Below are 18456 nucleotides of genomic sequence, written 5' to 3'. Positions count from 1 at the left end.
ACGGCATTATCGGGCGGATCTTTAGGGTTAAGGCGCAGATAAATCAACAGGATGGAAAAAGCGGCGTCAGTTTTTGATTTTTACCGGCCAGCGGATCGGCGGTACACGGTTGAGACCCGGACGCGCAAATAAATATCCCTGGAAATGTTTAATGCCTGCGGCCTCCAGCCAGCACCACTCTTCAACCTTTTCGACGCCCTCCGCCACCACGTCGATCTCCAGCTCGGCACAGCATTTTATGATGGCATTGAGGATCGCCTGCTGCGGGCCGTGCAGGTGAATATCGGTAATAATGCTGCGATCGATTTTCAGCTCGCCGGGCTGGAATTTGGTTAATAATGACAGCCCCGCAAAGCCCGCACCGAAATCGTCGATTGCAAGGCCAATCCCCGCCGAGCGCAGTTGCATAATGGCAAAGGCGAAGGCGTCGTAGCCGGAAATCACTTCATCTTCCGTCACCTCGACGATCACCTGTTCCGGCACCAGGCCGTTGCGGGTAATTTGATCGAGCAGGATATTTACCGCGTCAGGGATTTTGACCAGCGACATCGGCAACAGGTTAATGGAAAGTTTATTGCTGCCAATGCCGATTTTTTTCGCCAGCGCAAAAGCATACTCCTTGGACAGCAAATCAGCCTCGTGAATTTTCCCCGGCGGTATGGAGGCAAAATAATCATGAGGCGAACCGCCGGTGGGACTGCGGATCAGCGCTTCAAAGGAGCTAATTTGCCCGCGCAGCGGCTCGACAATCGGCTGGATGGCAAACTGGCAGGGCTGATCGGCAAACAGCATCGCCTGCGGTTGCGTGAAGGTCAGATTCTCCGCAACAAATTCCCAGTTAGCGGGCTCTGACAGCCGTGGATTAATATCGCGCCAGCGCCCGCGCATAAAGGACTTTATAAACTTGTACACCCGGGCATCGCTGGCGAGTCTGAAATTCAGCGCCCCGGCGCTGATCACCGAGCGCAGGATGGCGCGCGGATTGCCGGTGCGTAAATCATACAGCGCCATGCCGTTAGTCTGGAAATGGCGTTTTGGCGCATAGTCGCGCATCAGTTCGACCACGGAGTCGTGGCGCGGATCGGCATTAATACTCTCGTACAGCTGGTTAACCTTTTCCAGCGGGCCTTCCAGCACCTGCAAAAAATGGCTACCGTCAAACAGCAGGATGCCAGAGATACCCATAGCGGCGTTACGGGTCCGGGAGACGCATACCAGTTCGCTCAGCTTTGAAGGGTCAAAGCTGCTTGTCAGGCGACTCCGGTAAATCAGGGTAGAAATCATGCTCCAGATCCTAAAAAACGGTTAACAACATCAGTATAACGTGCAGGGCTAATGGCCTTCCGGCTCCCGGGAAATAACCACCCGGTTTCTGCCCTGATTTTTCGCGGCATACAGCGCGTTATCCGCGCGGCGTATTAAGCCACTGGCAATAATAGGCAGCGGTTTGTCCTGCGGCAGCGTTTTGCTGCCATTGAGTGTGGCGACGCCGATGCTGATAGTTAAAAAACCGGTCGGGCTTGCGGCATTCGGGATCCGCAGCGCTTCAATACTTTCACGCAGACCCTCGGCAATGGCCTGCGCTTCCTCGCGATCGGTGCAGGGTAAAATGACCAGAAACTCTTCGCCGCCGTAACGGCTGACGTTATCATCGGGCCGGTGACGCACGGCGGTCAGCGCGTTAGCGACATCCCGCAGGCAGGCATCCCCCGCCTGGTGGCCCTGACTGTCGTTAAAACGTTTGAAATAATCAATATCCGCCAGACATACCGACAGAAAATAGCCCTTTTCACAGGCGCGAATAATTTCACGGTTCAGGCACTCGTCCATAAAGCGACGGTTGAACAGCCCGGTGAGATAATCATGCTGGGCGTGCTGCTGTAATACCTGATTGGCATCCGCCAGTTTTTGTTCGGCCTGATACCGTTCGGTCACATCCACCCAGGTGACGGACAGCCCGACAACATTACCCGCCGCATCATGTACCGGCACCGGATGCAATGAGAAGGTGCGCCCTTCCCAGTGGGTTTCGCGCCCGGCGAGTTCAGCGCCGCTATCCGCCAGCGTAAAATCCCGCTCGAAGTGCTGCCAGCAGGCCGGCATCAGCTCAACAACAGGCTTGCCGTTAATTTCATTGCTGGTGCGGTTCAACAGTCGCGCCATGGCTTTGTTGGACATCACCATCTGCCCGTTGCGGTCGATCATGCACAGCGCCACCGGCGTGGTATCGTAGATGGTTTCCAGTTGCAGGACGCGTTCGCCCAGGGTGGAGATATTGCGATCCACACCCCGATAGCCACGCAGTTCGCCCTTCTCGTCGAACAGCGGAATGCCGCTGGTTTCCAGCACGATCACTTCCCCGTCCGCCCGCTTATTGCGGTTAACCAGCCCGGAAAAGGGGATCTGTTGCTGCACAATAGCCAGAAACGCACCGGCCACCCGCTCGGCCTCACCCGGCGGCATAAAATCAAAGGGCGTACAACCAATCACTTCGTCCGGCGTGTATCCCAGCAGACTGGTGACCACCTCCGACGACCAGGTGTAACGTCCTTGCGCATCCACTTCCCAAATCCAGTCGGAATTATGATTAAGCAGATCGTTCAGGTGTTTCAGGTCTACATCCCTGGGATTAAAGGTTTTTTTATCATCAGTCATCATTTTTACTGGCGTTGCTCCCGAAAGCGAACAGCGATCATTAACACAGGCACAGCCTCTGACTGAGGGTAATGAGAATAATCATTCAGGCCTCGCGAATTGCATGTAGATTATTGTTTCTATTACATCCAGAAACCAACAGCGGTTAAGCATATTTCATTTTTACGTGCTGGCGGATGCGTAGTTATCTCATTTAGGCAAATTCGCACTACCTGAATTAGGGATGTGACATGCTCGGAATATTTATATCATCGAAATTAAAACGGTTAAATAGGGCTATTCACTTTTAATTATTGTGGCTTTTACATTACAAAACGCGCTTAGCGCAAATTTCATTTATTATGGCGCGATCTGGCCGTCGTCCATGGCGCAGGAGAGGTTATCCCCTGCGCCAGAAAAGCTGTGACTAAAAGTAACAGGTAAAAAATTATAGCCAGCTCATTAATTGCAGCACGGAAAAAGCGACCATACCGCTAATCACGGTGGCGAATAAGCTGCGGGTAAGCGCGCCGACCAGGGTTGCGACAATCGCCGCCAGCAGCGATACGCTGAGCCCGGAGGCGGTCATCGCTGGTTTCTGAAGCAGCTCAGTCACCACGATGGCGGTCATAATTCCGGAGGGAATAAAAGCCAGCCATTGTTGCAGCGTGAAGGATAAACGCATACGGGATAATAACAATAACGGCAGGACGCGCATGGCAGCAGTAACAATCGACACCAGCGCAATTGCCAGAATAATATTTCTGTCCATGTTATTTGCCCCTTTTTTCCATTTTGATCAACACCAGTGTCGCCAGGGTAGCTGCCGCTGAAGCGGCAAAAATAACAACCAGGCTGGTGTTCGACCATGAGTGAAATAACAGGGTTATGACCATCGCGGTGACGATAGTCAGCGTTTCCAGACGTTGTCGTTTACTGGCAAACCAGGTCATCAGGATCAGCCCGATAAACATCGATACCAGGCTAAAGCTCAGGCCTTCCATCAGTGCGGCAGGCAGCGACGACGCCAGCCAGGCTCCCAGTACGCAGGAGATGATCCAGTTAATCCAGGCCGTGAGGTTCAGGCCAAGCATCCATTTAAAGGGAATTTCACCTGCTTCACTACCATACTGTACGGCCACGCCAAAGGTTTCATCGGTCAACAGCAGGCCGCTGACAATTTTCTGATACGTGGTGCTGTGCTGGAAAAAGAGGCTGACAGAGGAACTCATCAACAGATAACGCAGGTTGACGAGCAGCACGCTCAGCACGATGGAGGCGGTTTCTGCCCCGGCGGCCCATAAGGAGTAAAAAAGGAAATGCGCGGAACCCGCGTAAAGACACCCTGCCAGCAGCGTGATTTGCACAACAGAAAAGCCGGATAACGTCCCTATCGCGCCTGCCGCGATACCGATACTCCAGTAACCGGGGAGCGTAGGGAAACAGGCCTGGGCACCTGCCCGGAACAGCGACGGCTGCCCGGTACGGGTGTGGATATTCGAAAGCATCGTTCTTTCCTCAACGACTTCATTACAACGTATGTTGAAGTGTATCGTTTTCCGTACAGGATTAAAGGAAAATTCTGACTTGCCAACTTATCATACCGCTGTTCTGGTATTTCCCGGCCCGGCAATTAATAAAGAAGTATTACTTTCACATAGTTTATACAGGTGACGTAATTATCCCCCGCCTGATTTTCCCCAGGAATCATCCCATAATCTAAATTTTTATTTTCATTGCAAATTTTGAGGATCGTCTAAACTGAAACCTGACCATCGCGTAATCCCGCATAATTTGCGGATTGTTTCTCCAATGATTATTTAAGGAATACAAAATGACCATTAAGACTTTAGAAGATTTATTCATTCACGATTTATCAGACGTTTACAGCGCTGAGAAGCAAATTACGCGTGCCCTGCCGAAAATGGCTCGCGCAGCCACCGATGAGAAACTGGTCGCCGCGTTCAAACAACACCTTGAAGAGACGCAAGGTCAGATTGAGCGTCTTGATCAACTGGTGGAAGCCACTGAGGGTGTACGCATTAAGCGAATGAAATGCCATGCGTTAGAAGGTCTGGTCGAGGAAGCCCAGGAAATCATCGATTCTGTAGAAGCGGGCCCGGTACGTGACGCTGGTTTGATTGGCGCTGCGCAAAAGGTCGAGCACTATGAGATCGCCACTTACGGTACGCTTCGCGCACTGGCGGTGAAACTGGGTTATAAAGAAGCAGCCCGTTTACTGGGTGAAACGCTGGAAGAAGAAAAAGCCACAGATGAGAAACTGACGATCCTTGCTGAACAGCAGGCGTAATTTCATCTGCTGCTTTTAAGCAGTAAAAAGAAAGGCCGATCGTCCGATCGGCCTCTCTGAGATTATATTTGTTCCGTTTGTTCGCCGCTGCCGAAAATGCCACCCGTATAAACAGGTTCATTGCTTAATACAATGCTCGTCAGCGAGTTTCCAAAGGCGTCATAAGGCCCACCCAGTACACCAATCTCGTCATTGTTGTCGATTTCAAAGCCCTCAACAAAGCGCCAGAAACCCATTGTCTGCGTACCGGTGTCAAGGTTTTCTACTTCTTCATTCGTATAGAATGCGAGCTGCACGATACCTTTGTACCGGATCCGGTAAAAACCATTGTTCACATTTTCACCCTCAAAGGTATGAATAGAGATTATAGATGGTTTATACCAGACCGCCTTAAAATTGTGCTTTTTTAGCAGAATTATCTGAAAATTTTTTATTATCGTATCCGGTCACATTTCCGGCCGTATCGCCATTTATCAGTAAAACCAATCATTTTAATGACTTAAGACGAAACTAACGTCGGCCACAACGCCAGCGTCGTATCGATAATTTGCATCAGATCTTCAGGCGACGCCCCTTCACGGGCGCTGACCGACATCCCCTGGATCAGGCAGCTTATAAAAGCGGTCAATGCTGACAAATCGGTGTGGGCGGACAGTTCACCCTTTTCCTGCCGTTGCGTTAAAAACGCCAGCAGCATCTCTTCTTCCTGTGCATGACGGGTACGGACAGCACAGGCGATTTGCTCTGAAGATGCCGATACCGTGGCGGAAGTGTTGATCAGAAAACAACCTGCCGGGGTATCTGTGCTGGTAAAGCAACGGGCCAGCGCGGTGAGATAGTCACGCACGGCCTGCTCCACGGGTTTCTCATCGCAGAACAACTGCGCTTTGTGCCTGGCGGCAAAGGTACTGACATAGCGGTCCAGTACCGCCCGGAACAGTCCCTCTTTATTAGTAAATTCTGCATATAACGTCGGCGCCTTCGCGCCTGTCGCCTCTACCAGATCGGCAAGCGAGGTCGCTTCGTAGCCGTGCTGCCAGAATAATTCCATCGCCCGATCCAGCGTGGCCTCACGGTCAAACACTTTGGGTCGTCCCCTGCCTTTCTTCGTACAACTTGTCATCTGCATGGTCATTCGGCCCCCTGCTTTCAGTGATTTATATAGTAATCATTATAAAAACAAGTCGGCAGCGATGACCAGCAGGTTTTATACAAAAAATTTTTTCATGTATCTAAATGATTTATATGGGTTTAATAATTATATTAACGGTCATTAAAAAATAAGGTTGACGTGTGATGCAGATCACATCTATCATTTGTCTATCGATCGTTAAGTAATTACTTACGACACTCATTACACCGAATACTGAAGGTACTGATTATGAAAAACGTTAAAGCTCTGTTCGCCGTCACCATCCTGAGTTCACTCTCTTTCGCAAGCGTCGCTGCGGTGCAGGTTGATGCGACTCCCGCCGGTCAGCAGAAAGTGGGGCATATCTCAGCTAACGCGGGCACTAACATCGCATCACTGGAAGCAGAACTGGCGCAGAAAGCCGATGAAATGGGCGCGAAGTCTTACCGCATCACTTCTGTTACCGGCCCGAATACGCTGCACGGTACTGCGGTCATTTATAAATAAGTCGCCGATAACGACCCTTGATGAAAGAAGGTATAAGAAATGAAAAACATCAGCGTAGTTACTGCTTTTATCCTGGCCGCCACCGTCTCCTTTGGCGCAATGGCAGCCAATAACTCTACACCGCGTCCTGAAGCCGGTTCGAATATCGATAACACCGTGCATCAGAACCACCTGGAATACAGTCACGCTTTCGATCCTGAAAACCTGACCGCAGGCGATCTCCAGTAACTGGCGATCCCTGAACAAAAAGTTAACGCTCTTACCGAATATACTGTTTAAGGAATTATCATGAAAAACGTTAAAACCCTGGCCGCTGTAGCCGCTATGTCCCTGATGTCTTTCGGCGCTTTCGCACAATCCGTTACCGCTTCTGCCTCCACGTTGGACGCCGCTGAAGCGCAGATTGCCGCGAAAGCAGAGAAAGCTGGCGCATCCTATAAAATTACTGAAGCTAACGTCAGTAATAACGTGCACATGACCGCTGAACTGACAAAATAAGTCAGCGAGTCTGTCCTGGCGCCGCCAGACAAAAAAGCTCCCGAGGGAGCTTTTTTTATGCGCGCAATACAGGCTTAGTCGAGGTTTAAATCATCATAGTGCTGAATTAATTTACCGACGACGCCGTAATCCAGCGCCTGCTCCGGTGACATCCAGTAGTTACGGTCTGAATCTTTTTTCACTTTTTCCAGCGGCTGCCCGGTCGCGTCGGCAATCAGCTTGTTAACCCTTTCCTGCATGCGAATAATTTCACGCGCTTCAATTTCAATATCCGTTGCCTGACCACGCACGCCGCCTAACGGCTGATGGATCATAAAACGGGTATTCGGCAGCGAATAGCGGTGCTCTTTTTTCGCTGCCAGGTAAATGGTGATCCCGGCGCTGGCGACCCAGCCGGTACCAATGACATGCACTTCCGGACGAATGAATTTGATAAAGTCGTGGATGGTATCGCCCGCTTCAACATGACCGCCCTGGCTGTTGATATAAAGCTTAATCGGATCATTGTTGATGCTTTGCAACAGGATCAGCTGCGTCACTACTTTTTCGGCCAGCGTCTGGTTGATCTCGCCGGAAATAATGATCGAGCGGGAGGCGAGCATTTTTTGCTGCAACAGGCCGGAACCCTGGGTTTCTTCTTTTGACGTATCTTCAGGATCGTTTTTCATCGTGTGGTGCATTGTCATATCCTCTGGCAAAAGCGCGCAACATGCGCAATGTTATCTGCAAACTGAGTGTAGCTGCCTTTTGCCGTCAACCCAACAGTAACCGTCGGCGTTACCCTGTAGAGTAAGTGACTCATTTGTTCATGGAGAGATGCGATGCCTTTTACCGCCGTACCCGCTTACGCGCTCAGCATCACTGAGCTGACGGATATTCTCGGGCGCTGTTTTCAGGATTATTTTGTTCCTTTTACGCTAACGCCAGAGCACTTCGCCGCCCGCTTTATTGCCGAGGGGCTGAGCTTTGCAGATTCCTGCGTCTGGTTTGCGGATAACGAGCCTGTGGCGATCGCGCTTATTACGCGGCGGGGCAACCGCGCGCGGCTGGCGGCCTTTGCGATCCAGCCTGGCTGGCGCGGTAAAGGGCTGACCAAACCGATGCTGAGCGCGTTATTTGCCGGGCTAACAGAGGTCACCTCTCTGTCGCTTGAGGTGATCCGCGAGAACAGGCCTGCCATTGCGCTGTATCAATCGCTGGGATTTTGCGTCGCGCGCGAACTGTGCGGCTATCAGGGCAAGCTTGTCGAACCCAGGACTGAACTGGCAGACGACTCGCTGGATGGCCTGCTGTGCGCGGTTTATCGCGGCCCGGCTGAAAATACGCCCTGGCAGCTCGATCCGCTCTGCTTCCCGTCGCTGCCGTGTCGGGTGGTGAAAGATGGCGAGCACGCCTGGGGGGTGATCGCCACGCTGACAGCCACGCCGCAGCTGCGCTATCTTTTCGTGGATCCCGCGCACCGCCGTCAGGGCCTTGCCCGCAAGCTGCTGCAAAAAATCAACGCGCAATATCCTGGGATTGGTACGCCCGTCGCCGTTCCGTCCGCTTTTTCTTCATTGTTTGAAGGGGCGGGCTTTAAGGAAATGGTGATTGCCCAGTATGAAATGGTGCGTACGCCATAGGCTGTTTTGTATGAAAGATTCTACACTGAGACTTCATCCTGACGACGCTGGAGGCTGCATGTCAGTAAATTTTAACTGGATCAATGAACCCGCGCAGTGGCATTACGAAAACGGTAAATTACAGGTTATTACCGACGAAAAGACCGACTTCTGGCAAAAGACCTGGTATGGCTTTGAGCGCTTTTCCGGGCATATCTTCGCAACAGAAGTCGCCGATGACTTTACCTTCCAGGTAAAGGTATGCGCAGATTTCAACACCCTGTACGACCAGGCGGGGATCATGCTGATGATCGACGAGCACCACTGGTTAAAAGCCGGCATTGAGTATAACGATGGCGCGCCGGCTATCGGCAGCGTGCTGACGCGGGAGAATTCGGACTGGGCGACGGGGATTTTTCCGGGCGATCCGCGCACTTTCTGGCTGCGGCTAACGCGTAAAGGCGACAGCCTGCGGCTACAGTATTCCACCGATGGCCAGCACTGGCCGCTGCTGCGTTTAGGCTGGTTTCCGCGTGGCCCGGCGAAAATGGGCGTGATGTGCTGTACGCCTGAACGGCGCGGGCTGGCAGTGGAGTTTCCGGAGATGGCGCTTACGCCGCCACTCGATAAAGCCCTGCATGATTTAAGCTAAAAAAATCGCGGGCCTGACGCCCGCGATCCTCATGTTATCAGAAGGAAAGTTTATAGGTTGCGCCTATCGTCTGACCGGTGCTGTGCTCAGACGCCGTGATGTTGTAGCCAACGCCGAAGGCCATGTTGCCTTTGTGCAGCTTCACGCCCAGTTGTCCGTTGAACGCGGTGTTGTCGACCACATCGGCGGCAATTACGTCAGAAGCCTGGATCCCAGGTGCAGAGACTCTGCTCTGCGTGCGCGTGTCGCCTGCGGCAGCAATCACCCCGACATCAGCCTGGGCCCGCAGATCCCAGCCCGCATCCAGCGCGAAGGCTTTAGTAAACTTCACCCCCGCCGGGAACTGCCAGATATCCTGACGCGTTTGATCCGTTATGAACAGGCTGTCGCGACGGCTGCCGTTAGTATCGAACCCGCGGGTGGTCAGTTGGTTGAAGCGAGCGGCCGCGTGCGGGACAATCTCCACCAGTGGCGTGTTAATCCGATATTCACCGGTGATGCCGACGGTGAACAACTGCGAATCCACCGCGCCCTTCACTTTGCCATCCAGATTTGTCCATGCCGGAATACGCTGTTCAAGGTCGTTACGGTTTTCGCTGTAGCCGATGTCCGCAGTGACGTTCGCGCCCTGACTCGCCCAGTTCTGATACAGCGCGACGCCCCAGAAGCTGAAATCATTACTGGTGGCGTTGAAGTCACCCGTTGAGTCCGTTTCACCGTTACCGGCATGAACCGCGCCGCCGCTGCGCATCGCCCCCAGTGCGCTTTCATAAGCCACATCGCTGCCCACTATCAGGCCGGTGAAGTCGGTGTCATAGCCATAGGTCATGCGCGAGGCCTGCAAATCGCGGTTGCGCTGGTTGCCATACAGCGCCTGCACCCAGACGCTGGCATCCTTATCCGCTTGCAGCCCGTTACCGGTGGCTGACAGTCTGTCCTGAATCGCCCCGGCAGCGGCCATACCGGTCGCCAGCGTGCTGCTCTGCACCCCGCCCGCAATAGCCAGTTGCGCCACGCTGTTGACGGTTTTGATTACCTCGCTGTTGTGCACTTTAGGATCTTCAATGGCAGTCGACAGCAGGCGAATACTGGCGTGCGGACTGGCCAGCGAGTTCGACCCGCTGCTGATCATGCTGTTGAGCGCATTACCGATCGCCACGCCCGGCAGGACCACCTGCGACGCTTTGGCGGAGGTGGTGACCGTTACCGCGCCGTTATTTTCCTGTGTGGTGGCGTCAAGCAGCTTGTTCACCACCAGGTTCGCCCCCTGCCAACCCTGCCCTTCCCGCTGGATGTCACTGAAACCGTTCGCAATGGTATAGGTTTTATTGGCTCTGGCGTCGGCGATATAAAGCGCGGCCGAGTCTGCCACTTTTAACGTGCCGTCAGTGGCGTTCAGCGCCCCGTGCCCTGCGGCGGCGGAAGCATTCACCATCAGCAGTGAATGTTCGCCAAATTCAGCGTGGTTCACCGTGGCGTCACGGGAAGCCGATGCGCTGGTCAGCGAGCCATCAATACGCAGACCGCCCGTTCCTGCCGCCAGCGTTTGCGGTGCGCCAATCGCCAGTGCCGCGGTAATACTCTCTTTGCCCCAGCGAAGCCCGCTGTCGGCGAAGTGTTGCAGCGCAGCTGCGCTGGACGTGTCCCCCAGCACCAGCAGGGCATTCTGCCCGGTGGTCAGGCGACCATTCACCTCGCGACCGGCCATTACCACCTGCGAGGCGTCTTTCAGGGTGGCGCCGCTCTTCCATGCCGGGTCGATAAACATCCGCGCGCCCTGCAGATCCGCATCGCCCACCACCAGCGATCCCGCGGCGGTGAGACTGCCGACGGTGATCATGGCGTCCTGCCCTGCGATCAGATGCTCCGCATTAAGCGCCCCCTGAACGTTCAGTTGCGCCTCATCCTGCAACGCCAGATCGGCGTCAAAAATAGCGTTCTGATAGATATTCACCGTACCGCTGCTGACTATGGCCGCTTCGCTGTTGCCGGAGGTCACGCTGTGGTGTCCGGCGACCACGTTCATCTGGCTGTCGCTGCCCACGCTGATATTGCCATGCAGCGTGCCGCTGGTGTTGCCCGTGGCCCTGGCACCGAGGTTTAACGCGCCGTTGCTGACGTTGATATTCACATTTGCCTCAGGCGCCCCGGCGACACCAATCAGCGCGCCGCCCATCGCCCCGGTCAGCGTCAGCGACTGGCCGCCAGTGATTTCAACCTCTGCATCCTGCGTGCCTTCCAGCACCAGCTGCGCGGCGCCGAAACTGTTTTCCACGCCGATGGCATCCTCCGGCAGCGGCGCGCCGGACGCGCCTATCACCAGATGGTTTTTATCCGCCGTGACCTGCACCTCTGAAAGTACCGCCCCGGCAACCGCGGCGTCGGCGATAGTGACAGTGCCCACGGCCGTATCGCCGTTGACCAGTTGTCCGGTCATCACCAGCGCGCCATTGGTGTGGCCTTCCAGCAGCTGGTTTATCGACTTCACGTAGCCGAGCTGATAGGTGCTGTCGGTTAACACCAGGGTGCTGTCATTAATGCGGATGCGCGATCCGGTAGCGTTAAATCCGCCAGTGGTATCAGTGCTGGCGTCCTGATTAAAAAGCTGTGCTGACCGGGTTTGCAGCAGGCTCTTGTTAGTCAGCTCAAGCGAGGCGCCATCGCGCAGGGAGAGCGTATCCGCCATAATCTGCGCCGCATTGAACGTCAGTTTTCCCAGGCTCAGATCGACGGGGGCCGTCACTTTGCCGCCGTTCACCTGCAACGCCTGGCCGACGTTACCGTCGGTAAAGCCGCCCTGTATCGCGGTCTGGCCGATAATATTCAGCTTACTGATATTGCTGAATTTACTGCCATCCAGACGGGTCATTGAGCGGGCCAGCGTCAGGGCGCTGTTGACGCTGCCGTAGAGGTGACCGTCGATAACGGCATTGTCGAGCAGCACGTTCGCGCTCTGCACAGTGTCACCCGCGAGGATCACATCGCCGGTGATATGCGCATTATTACTGAGTTTTACATCAATACCGATGGCGTTGCCGAGCGTCATATTGCCGTTAAGCTGAGCGTTTTGCAGATCAACCTGCACATGATCGCTGCTGGTCAGCGCGATATTGCCATTAATGGTGCTGGACGCCGCCGCCAGACGGGTGGAGGTGCCGCCGTTCACGATAATCGCATCGCCATTGGCATTAGTGGTTTTCGTCACGGTACTGCCGTTCAGCGTCAGGGTATTTAAACCGGTTTTCGGGTTGGTGACCGAAATGCTGCCGTTAAGCTGGCTGTTTTCCAGCGCAATGTCGTTCTGGATTTCCGTGGTGGCGAAGCTGGTAATGTGCAGCGCTTTATCCGTTGGCACCACCGCGCCGGCGGTATCAATACGGCTATTTTTCAACGCGATGGTATTGTTATTGCGGCTACCGGAGATCACCACGCCGCCCTTATTCAACTGGCTCTCTTCGATATTTATTTCATGAATACCGCCACCGCCGGTTAACACTCTGCCGTTCAGCACGCTGCCGTTAACAATATCGATTTTCTGGTTACCGTTATCAGTGATACTGAGGTAGAGCGCCGATCCTCTGGCATAGTTTTTACTGGCAGGGGTTTTGCCGTTCTTATCGTAGTCCACGTCCGCCTGCGCGCCGTTCACGGTGGAGCGATCGACTTTTATCTGTAAATGCGTGGTGCCGCCGCCAGCCTCCAGCCAGTCCACGGACGCGTTATTCGCCAGCGTAATACTGGCGGTGCCTTTTTTACTGGCGTTAATATAAGCGTTATCTAATTTCGCGCCATCAACCAACAGGTTTTGAATGTCATTATCGCCACGTGACGAGGTACCGCTGGCGAAATAGATGCTTTTCGCGGCCGCATCGCCGTTAATGGCGGCATCCTGGGTTGGGCTGGTAAAATACCAGGCTGTCGGTTTTGGATTAAGGCTGGTAGTGACCTGCAACTCCTTAAGCCCGCAGGTTCCGGCGCTATAAGAGACACAGGTATTTGCAGCGCTGAGGTGAGGAACGATAAGACTGCCACCTAATACCAGCCCTACACTTCTGGCAATGCGGGTGATGCGGAAATTCTTCTCCATACCATACTCCTTAAGTATTCAGCCTTATTTAAGGTAATGCGCCGCGATTTGTTTACGGCGTTCCCGTTACCGACAGCGGGCCTGTACTTTAATTAATGAGTTCACATTTTGTTACGACTCCAAACATATCAGAGGAAAGTTCGCGATCCATTCAGACAGTTGCTGCCCTAATACGATTTATCTCAAAGAGAAACATAGCCACCTGTTTTATATACAGTTATTAAGCACCATCGTAATAAAAATAATCTCTCCGCACGATCTGCTTCTTTTTTGGTAAGAGTTTTCTTATAATCCAAATCCTATTTCTTAATTGCCTTTTATTGCCGTCACAGGTAATTATTGCCACCATGAATATTTTTAATAAAGGTTATGGATAATGATCGCTGTAATAACGTCATGCAGCTTCTTTCGTGAAGGGTTTCATGAGCTTTCCCGTCAACTACTTACCGAGTGCAAATCCTTTTCACGGGTGATGTACAGCGATACCATTAATACATTCACCAAGAAAATACTTAGTCAAACAAAAGCGATAGTGGTGGATTATGGGCAGTCAGACATTCAGCAACTCATCGATCTGCTGGTTGTTAAGAATAAGTATCCAGATAGTTATTTTATATTTATTACGCGTGAAAGCTGCTTCGAAAACACCATTGAAAATATTCTTATCAATACCGTTTCCGATTACTCAATTGATTGCGTCAGTGCCATCCGCAAATTAAAGGCGTGCCTGAAGGATTTTGCCTCCGGCAATCAGCATATTATCGTCACCAAAAACAGGCGGCTGTATCATATTGAAAAAGAGAAGAACCTGACGAAGCGGGAAAGTGATTTATTGCCCTACATTATTTCAGGGCGAAATAATAAGGAAATCTCACGTTATCTGGACGTCAGCGGCAAAACGGTGAGCCACCATCGTCGCAACATTTATCATAAATTTGCAGTCAATAACCTGACGGGTCTTTATCATGTCTTTGGTCGCTATGCCTGATACGGCAAGACGCTAAGGCAGGCTTACACCTGCCATAGCGTCGTTATATCACTCAGGCATCAGCAACCGGTTTTGCTTCAGTTTTCACCTGGGCATTTTCCAGCATACGACGCACCGGAACGATAAGCAGGGTCAGCACCGCCGCGCAAATCAGGAGCGCAATAGAGCAGCGCGCGAACAGATCCGGCAGCATATCCAGCTGATCCGCCTTCACATGACCGCCAATCAGACCCGCCGCCAGGTTGCCCAGCGCACTGGCGCAGAACCACAGCCCCATCATCTGACCACGCATTCTTTCCGGCGCCAGCAGCGTCATGGTCGCCAGACCAATCGGGCTTAAGCACAGCTCGCCGAGGGTCAGCATCAGGATGCTGCCCACCAGCCAGAATGGCGATACGCCTGCCCCGCCGTTCGCCAGCACGTTCTGCGCCGCCAGCATCATCAGCCCAAAGCCGCCCGCAGCGCACAAAATGCCGATCACGAATTTGGTCATACTGCTCATGCGCACATTGTTACGCGCCAGCATCGGCCATGCCCAGCTGAACACCGGCGCCAGAATGATAATGAACAGCGCATTAATGGACTGGAACCACACCGCAGGGATCTCAAAATCACCGATCATACGATTGGTATAGTCATTGGCGAACAGGTTAAATGACGTCGGTTTCTGTTCGAAGGCCGACCAGAAGAAGGCGGCGGAAACCAGCAGGATAAAGCACACCAGCAGTCTGGCGCGCTCTTTACGGTTAAGCCCGGCAAAGACAAACAGCCAGATAAAGTAGAGGGCCACCGAGGCGGCAATAACGTATACCAGCACGCTGGCGACAGCGACCGGGTTAATCACAATCACGCCCTGCGCGATAAGCGCCACGACAATTGCCACGCCTGCCGCCAGGCCGAGCAGCCAGCCGCCGACGCCGTTTTTCTTCGCCACCGGGTTGTTCCAGGTGGAATCGAGACCCACTTCGCTGTCGTAGCGTTTCATGGCCGGTACGGCAAACAGGCGGAAGATAACCAGCGCCACCAGCATGCCGATGCCACCAATACCAAAGCCCCAGTGCCAGCCGTGGGATTTAATCAGCCAACCAGAAATCAGCGGCGCGATAAAGGATCCCATGTTGATGCCCATATAAAACAGCGAGAAGCCGCCGTCACGACGCGCATCGCCCTTTTTATAAAGCGTACCGACCATCACCGAAATACAGGTTTTGAACAGCCCGGAGCCAAGGACGATAAACATCAGGCCAATAAAAAACATGCTGTTGCCCATCATGGCCGACAGCGCGATGGAGAGGTGGCCCAGGGCAATCAGAATTGAGCCGTACCACACCGCCCTCTGCTGGCCGAGCCAGTTGTCCGCCAGCCAGCCGCCCGGCAACGCGGCAAGATACATACTACCGGCAAAGATCCCCACAATGGCCGAGGCATTTTCACGTGCCAGCCCCATACCGCCATCGTAGACGGTGGCGGCCATGAACAAAATCAGCAGCGGGCGAATGCCGTAAAAGGAGAATCGTTCCCACATTTCCGTGAAGAACAGCGAGCCAAGCGGATAAGGATGCCCGAAGAAAGTCCGGCTTTCGTTTTTATTAACAGAGGAATGCATAAATTCTCCCAAAGAGGTGTGTCGTAGCGACTGCAAACACCGGTTGTATGCCGACCATGGAGGTTTTCGGTCGGTCATTTACACCCGGCAAAATATTATTTAACCATTTGTTAACTGAACACCAGCGTTGTCTGACAGCAGAATCCCGACTTTAAGATGAAAAGTCGACAAATGTCTAGTTTCGCAGATTTTATGTTGGGTGATTGTGGATAGTGATTGACATCAGGCAGCACTGCAAATGAGGTCAGTATCCTCATCTCACTGATGAGGATACTGATGGCCCGCCATGAACATTATGCGGGTGAGTAAATTCCAGGGAGGTTATTTATCAGGGTTATTTCGTACGCCCTCAAACAATCCCCAGCCAACGATGAGCAGATAAAGAAAAAGCTTCATGTAAGGTGACATCTGTTACCAGTCTCCATGTAAACCGACGCTGCCGCCAAAGGCTTCAGCGTCATAACTGCCCTGCACCGTAACGGCACTGTGATTACCCGCTCTGAACTGCAAACCGCCCGCCAGCGCGGTTTCGCCGCGATAATCGCCTACTGATACGGCATAGCCACTGCGGTTAGCGTTGTAATGGAGGTTAGCGGTGGCCTGCGCGCTGGCACCGAGGCGTTTAATCGCTTTGTTATTGCGATCAATTTGCTTTTGCAAACCTTTAGCGACGCGATCGGTATAGCGTTTTGCATCCTGTACGCCCTGATCAACATAACGCGCGGAGGATTCCGCCAGCACTTTGGCGTAGGCTTCCGCAGCGGCAAACTGTTCATCGGTGTAGGTGTTAGCCTGCGCTCTGGCATGAGCCGCGGCGCTGTCCGCATGAGCGTCGGCGTGCTTTTCAGCTGCGGCGGCGGCGTCATCGGCGTGCCCTTCTGCGGCGGCTTCGGCGTGATCGGAAACAGCATCCGCGTAACCGATCACCGAAGCCAGTGAGGTATCGCCGTTATCCGCCGGGTCAGTATTAGGGTTGTCGGTATTGTCGGGGTTATTATTGTTATCGGCGTTATTATTATTGTTATCGCCGTTATTATCGCTGCCGTTATTATCGGGATTACTGGTGTCGTGATGCCCCGTAATACTATCATGCAACTGAGCAAGTAAATCATCGGATACGCTGGTGTCGCCCCACGTAATGTAATGATGCTCGTTCCAGTAATTAACCTCTTCGGGGCTGTCAAAATGGACGCCAAGGCGATCCGCTTCGTTGTTAATATCGTTTAACCAGCTGTCTATACCATTTTGTTGCGTCTGGTTTATTTTATCCTCCACCGCCTGCTCTGCGGCGCTGCATTCAGACTGCCAGTTATCCAGCGCAGCACAATTATCATGCGCATACGCGTTTCCCACAGGCAATAAAATAGCCAAAGTTAAAAGCGTCTTTTTCATAAAATTAAATCGTTATTAATCAGGAATGACGGCACATTGGATGCACCCGGCAACAAAAAATAACGCACAGCCGACATTCAATCAAGTATTAATGCTGCTTAACATATTATCAGTTTAACTTTAGTTAACTTCGTTTACATCGCGCCCGCGATAATTAACCGCTAAAAAACATTGTTAGTGTAATGCACCAGCGAATGTTGCAGAATTATTTAAAACTGTAACATTCAGCCGATTTTTTAGTACATACTGCGTCCCGCAATTGATGCCGGACAAATTCCCTTTCCATCGCCCTGCGAATATGATAATTAAATAGCAGGTGATTATTTAAATTGAAGCGTTTTTTCAGAATGGATCGTAGCTTCCAAAGGAATAATTTAACAATTGCCTTTGGTTGTTAACTAAAATTTCCATTTACTGCTGGCCACCCATATATACATCAGCCACGCTTAAGCTCATTCTGAATAACCTTTAATGAAAGATGACACTATGACTACGCAAATTGTAGAAAACATTGCCACTTCCCGACCTCGATGGAAATTCAGAGATACCATCTGGATGCTCGGCGTTTACGGTGCCACCGTTGGCGCGGGGACGTTGTTTCTGCCCGTAGAAATAGGTACGCGTGGGCCGCTGGTGTTCTTTATGCTTCTGCTTCTCGCCTTCCCGCTGTCTATAGTACCGCACGTGCTGATTTGCCGCGTGTTTATGCGCGATCACCAGACGGCAGATAAATCCCTGCCGATGTTTGGCACTTTCTTCGGCGCGAAAGGACAAAAGGCGGTACGGGTTTATTTTTGTCTGGCGCATTTTCCTGTCACGCTGGTTTACGCGGTATCGCTGGTAAACGCGCTGGATAATCTCCTGAGCGATCATCTTCATATTACGATAATGAGCCGCGCATGGCTGGCGTTTATTATCGTCGCGGGTCTGTTTATGGTGTTGAGTAAAGGACGTGAGAAAGTGGTCAGCATTTTAAGCACTCTCGCGCTGCCCTTTGCCCTGACGGTGGTGATTATCGCCGCCGTGCAGATCCCTGACTGGCAGCTGG

17 protein-coding genes and 1 pseudogene are annotated in these 18456 nt (G+C 52.6%); 8 read left to right on the top strand and 10 right to left on the bottom strand.

The features are described from left to right. Positions 1-66 precede the first annotated feature (66 nt). The 4 genes from QRD42_RS09225 to QRD42_RS09210 all read right to left on the bottom strand — a co-directional run bounded on the left by QRD42_RS09225 (position 67) and on the right by QRD42_RS09210 (position 4142). A complete protein-coding gene (locus QRD42_RS09225; RefSeq protein ID WP_321988682.1) occupies positions 67-1284 on the bottom strand; it encodes a diguanylate phosphodiesterase in 1218 nt (405 codons plus the stop codon). A gap of 48 nt (positions 1285-1332) precedes the next feature. Continuing rightward, a complete protein-coding gene (locus QRD42_RS09220) occupies positions 1333-2658 on the bottom strand; it encodes a sensor domain-containing diguanylate cyclase (RefSeq protein WP_234007221.1) in 1326 nt (441 codons plus the stop codon). A gap of 424 nt (positions 2659-3082) precedes the next feature. After that, on the bottom strand, positions 3083-3406 hold the full coding sequence (locus QRD42_RS09215) for an AzlD domain-containing protein (protein ID WP_318363187.1): 324 nt from the start codon (positions 3404-3406) through the stop codon (positions 3083-3085). Position 3407: 1 nt separating this feature from the next. Further along, a complete protein-coding gene (locus QRD42_RS09210; RefSeq protein WP_321988681.1) occupies positions 3408-4142 on the bottom strand; it encodes an AzlC family ABC transporter permease in 735 nt (244 codons plus the stop codon). Between the two features lie 326 nt (positions 4143-4468). On the opposite strand from QRD42_RS09210, the gene QRD42_RS09205 reads away from it, so the two are divergent. Next, the gene (locus tag QRD42_RS09205) at positions 4469-4945 is read left to right on the top strand and encodes a ferritin-like domain-containing protein (RefSeq protein ID WP_072567469.1); all 477 of its coding nucleotides are present in this window, start codon (positions 4469-4471) and stop codon (positions 4943-4945) included. A 62-nt stretch (positions 4946-5007) separates the two neighbouring features. Here the strand turns inward: QRD42_RS09205 and QRD42_RS09200 are convergent, their stop codons facing one another. After that, the gene (locus tag QRD42_RS09200; RefSeq protein WP_072567468.1) at positions 5008-5280 is read right to left on the bottom strand and encodes a hypothetical protein; all 273 of its coding nucleotides are present in this window, start codon (positions 5278-5280) and stop codon (positions 5008-5010) included. Positions 5281-5444: 164 nt separating this feature from the next. Beyond that, positions 5445-6080, bottom strand: coding sequence for a TetR/AcrR family transcriptional regulator (locus QRD42_RS09195; RefSeq protein ID WP_321988680.1), 636 nt, complete (start codon positions 6078-6080; stop codon positions 5445-5447). 246 nt (positions 6081-6326) lie between these two features. Between QRD42_RS09195 and bhsA the strand changes: the two genes are divergently transcribed. Genes bhsA through QRD42_RS09180 form a run of 3 tightly spaced genes read left to right on the top strand, consistent with a single transcriptional unit; the run spans position 6327 to position 7082 of the window. Then, on the top strand, positions 6327-6584 hold the full coding sequence (gene bhsA, locus QRD42_RS09190) for a multiple stress resistance protein BhsA (RefSeq protein ID WP_321988679.1): 258 nt from the start codon (positions 6327-6329) through the stop codon (positions 6582-6584). Between the two features lie 39 nt (positions 6585-6623). Continuing rightward, the gene (locus tag QRD42_RS09185) at positions 6624-6812 is read left to right on the top strand and encodes a hypothetical protein (RefSeq protein ID WP_318363184.1); all 189 of its coding nucleotides are present in this window, start codon (positions 6624-6626) and stop codon (positions 6810-6812) included. A 60-nt stretch (positions 6813-6872) separates the two neighbouring features. Beyond that, positions 6873-7082, top strand: coding sequence for a YdgH/BhsA/McbA-like domain containing protein (locus QRD42_RS09180; RefSeq protein WP_321988678.1), 210 nt, complete (start codon positions 6873-6875; stop codon positions 7080-7082). Positions 7083-7156: 74 nt separating this feature from the next. Here QRD42_RS09180 and QRD42_RS09175 read toward each other — a convergent pair whose 3' ends face one another. Beyond that, the gene (locus QRD42_RS09175) at positions 7157-7762 is read right to left on the bottom strand and encodes an ATP-dependent Clp protease proteolytic subunit (protein ID WP_072567463.1); all 606 of its coding nucleotides are present in this window, start codon (positions 7760-7762) and stop codon (positions 7157-7159) included. Between the two features lie 141 nt (positions 7763-7903). Between QRD42_RS09175 and QRD42_RS09170 the strand changes: the two genes are divergently transcribed. Beyond that, positions 7904-8704: a GNAT family N-acetyltransferase gene (locus tag QRD42_RS09170; protein WP_321988677.1), complete on the top strand. Its 801-nt coding sequence runs from the start codon at positions 7904-7906 to the stop codon at positions 8702-8704. 58 nt (positions 8705-8762) lie between these two features. Next, entirely contained in the window at positions 8763-9335 is a 573-nt protein-coding gene (locus tag QRD42_RS09165; RefSeq protein WP_321988676.1) for a DUF1349 domain-containing protein, read from the top strand. A 37-nt stretch (positions 9336-9372) separates the two neighbouring features. Here the strand turns inward: QRD42_RS09165 and QRD42_RS09160 are convergent, their stop codons facing one another. Further along, positions 9373-13422: an autotransporter outer membrane beta-barrel domain-containing protein gene (locus QRD42_RS09160; RefSeq protein WP_321988675.1), complete on the bottom strand. Its 4050-nt coding sequence runs from the start codon at positions 13420-13422 to the stop codon at positions 9373-9375. Positions 13423-13798: 376 nt separating this feature from the next. On the opposite strand from QRD42_RS09160, the gene QRD42_RS09155 reads away from it, so the two are divergent. After that, complete coding sequence (locus QRD42_RS09155; RefSeq protein WP_072567459.1) at positions 13799-14410, top strand: response regulator transcription factor; 612 nt, start codon at positions 13799-13801, stop codon at positions 14408-14410. A 52-nt stretch (positions 14411-14462) separates the two neighbouring features. On the opposite strand, the gene QRD42_RS09150 is transcribed toward QRD42_RS09155, so the two are convergent. Together QRD42_RS09150 and QRD42_RS09145 are read right to left on the bottom strand one after the other, a co-directional pair. Continuing rightward, a complete protein-coding gene (locus tag QRD42_RS09150; RefSeq protein ID WP_318376141.1) occupies positions 14463-16016 on the bottom strand; it encodes a peptide MFS transporter in 1554 nt (517 codons plus the stop codon). A gap of 411 nt (positions 16017-16427) precedes the next feature. After that, positions 16428-17408 (bottom strand): YadA C-terminal domain-containing protein, encoded by a 981-nt coding sequence (locus QRD42_RS09145; protein WP_321988674.1) that lies wholly within the window; start codon positions 17406-17408, stop codon positions 16428-16430. A gap of 555 nt (positions 17409-17963) precedes the next feature. On the opposite strand from QRD42_RS09145, the pseudogene QRD42_RS09140 reads away from it, so the two are divergent. Then, a pseudogene (locus QRD42_RS09140) lies at positions 17964-18456 on the top strand (AAA family ATPase); the annotation flags it as partial.

It is taken from the genome of Enterobacter sp. PGRG2, assembly GCF_030291195.1.
GTDB lineage: Bacteria > Pseudomonadota > Gammaproteobacteria > Enterobacterales > Enterobacteriaceae > Enterobacter_D.
The sequence above is the reverse complement of the archived record's forward strand: the minus strand, read 5'-3'. Positions and strand labels throughout refer to the sequence as shown.

Coding starts and splice junctions, on each gene's coding strand:
- QRD42_RS09210 (WP_321988681.1), bottom strand. CDS start 4,142: ATGCTTTCGAATATCCACACCCGTACCGGGCAGCCGTCGCTGTTCCGG.
- QRD42_RS09215 (WP_318363187.1), bottom strand. CDS start 3,406: ATGGACAGAAATATTATTCTGGCAATTGCGCTGGTGTCGATTGTTACT.
- QRD42_RS09195 (WP_321988680.1), bottom strand. CDS start 6,080: ATGACCATGCAGATGACAAGTTGTACGAAGAAAGGCAGGGGACGACCC.
- QRD42_RS09185 (WP_318363184.1), top strand. CDS start 6,624: ATGAAAAACATCAGCGTAGTTACTGCTTTTATCCTGGCCGCCACCGTC.
- QRD42_RS09160 (WP_321988675.1), bottom strand. CDS start 13,422: ATGGAGAAGAATTTCCGCATCACCCGCATTGCCAGAAGTGTAGGGCTG.
- QRD42_RS09145 (WP_321988674.1), bottom strand. CDS start 17,408: ATGAAAAAGACGCTTTTAACTTTGGCTATTTTATTGCCTGTGGGAAAC.
- QRD42_RS09220 (WP_234007221.1), bottom strand. CDS start 2,658: ATGATGACTGATGATAAAAAAACCTTTAATCCCAGGGATGTAGACCTG.
- QRD42_RS09155 (WP_072567459.1), top strand. CDS start 13,799: ATGATCGCTGTAATAACGTCATGCAGCTTCTTTCGTGAAGGGTTTCAT.
- QRD42_RS09165 (WP_321988676.1), top strand. CDS start 8,763: ATGTCAGTAAATTTTAACTGGATCAATGAACCCGCGCAGTGGCATTAC.
- QRD42_RS09180 (WP_321988678.1), top strand. CDS start 6,873: ATGAAAAACGTTAAAACCCTGGCCGCTGTAGCCGCTATGTCCCTGATG.
- QRD42_RS09225 (WP_321988682.1), bottom strand. CDS start 1,284: ATGATTTCTACCCTGATTTACCGGAGTCGCCTGACAAGCAGCTTTGAC.
- QRD42_RS09170 (WP_321988677.1), top strand. CDS start 7,904: ATGCCTTTTACCGCCGTACCCGCTTACGCGCTCAGCATCACTGAGCTG.
- QRD42_RS09175 (WP_072567463.1), bottom strand. CDS start 7,762: ATGCACCACACGATGAAAAACGATCCTGAAGATACGTCAAAAGAAGAA.
- bhsA (WP_321988679.1), top strand. CDS start 6,327: ATGAAAAACGTTAAAGCTCTGTTCGCCGTCACCATCCTGAGTTCACTC.
- QRD42_RS09150 (WP_318376141.1), bottom strand. CDS start 16,016: ATGCATTCCTCTGTTAATAAAAACGAAAGCCGGACTTTCTTCGGGCAT.
- QRD42_RS09205 (WP_072567469.1), top strand. CDS start 4,469: ATGACCATTAAGACTTTAGAAGATTTATTCATTCACGATTTATCAGAC.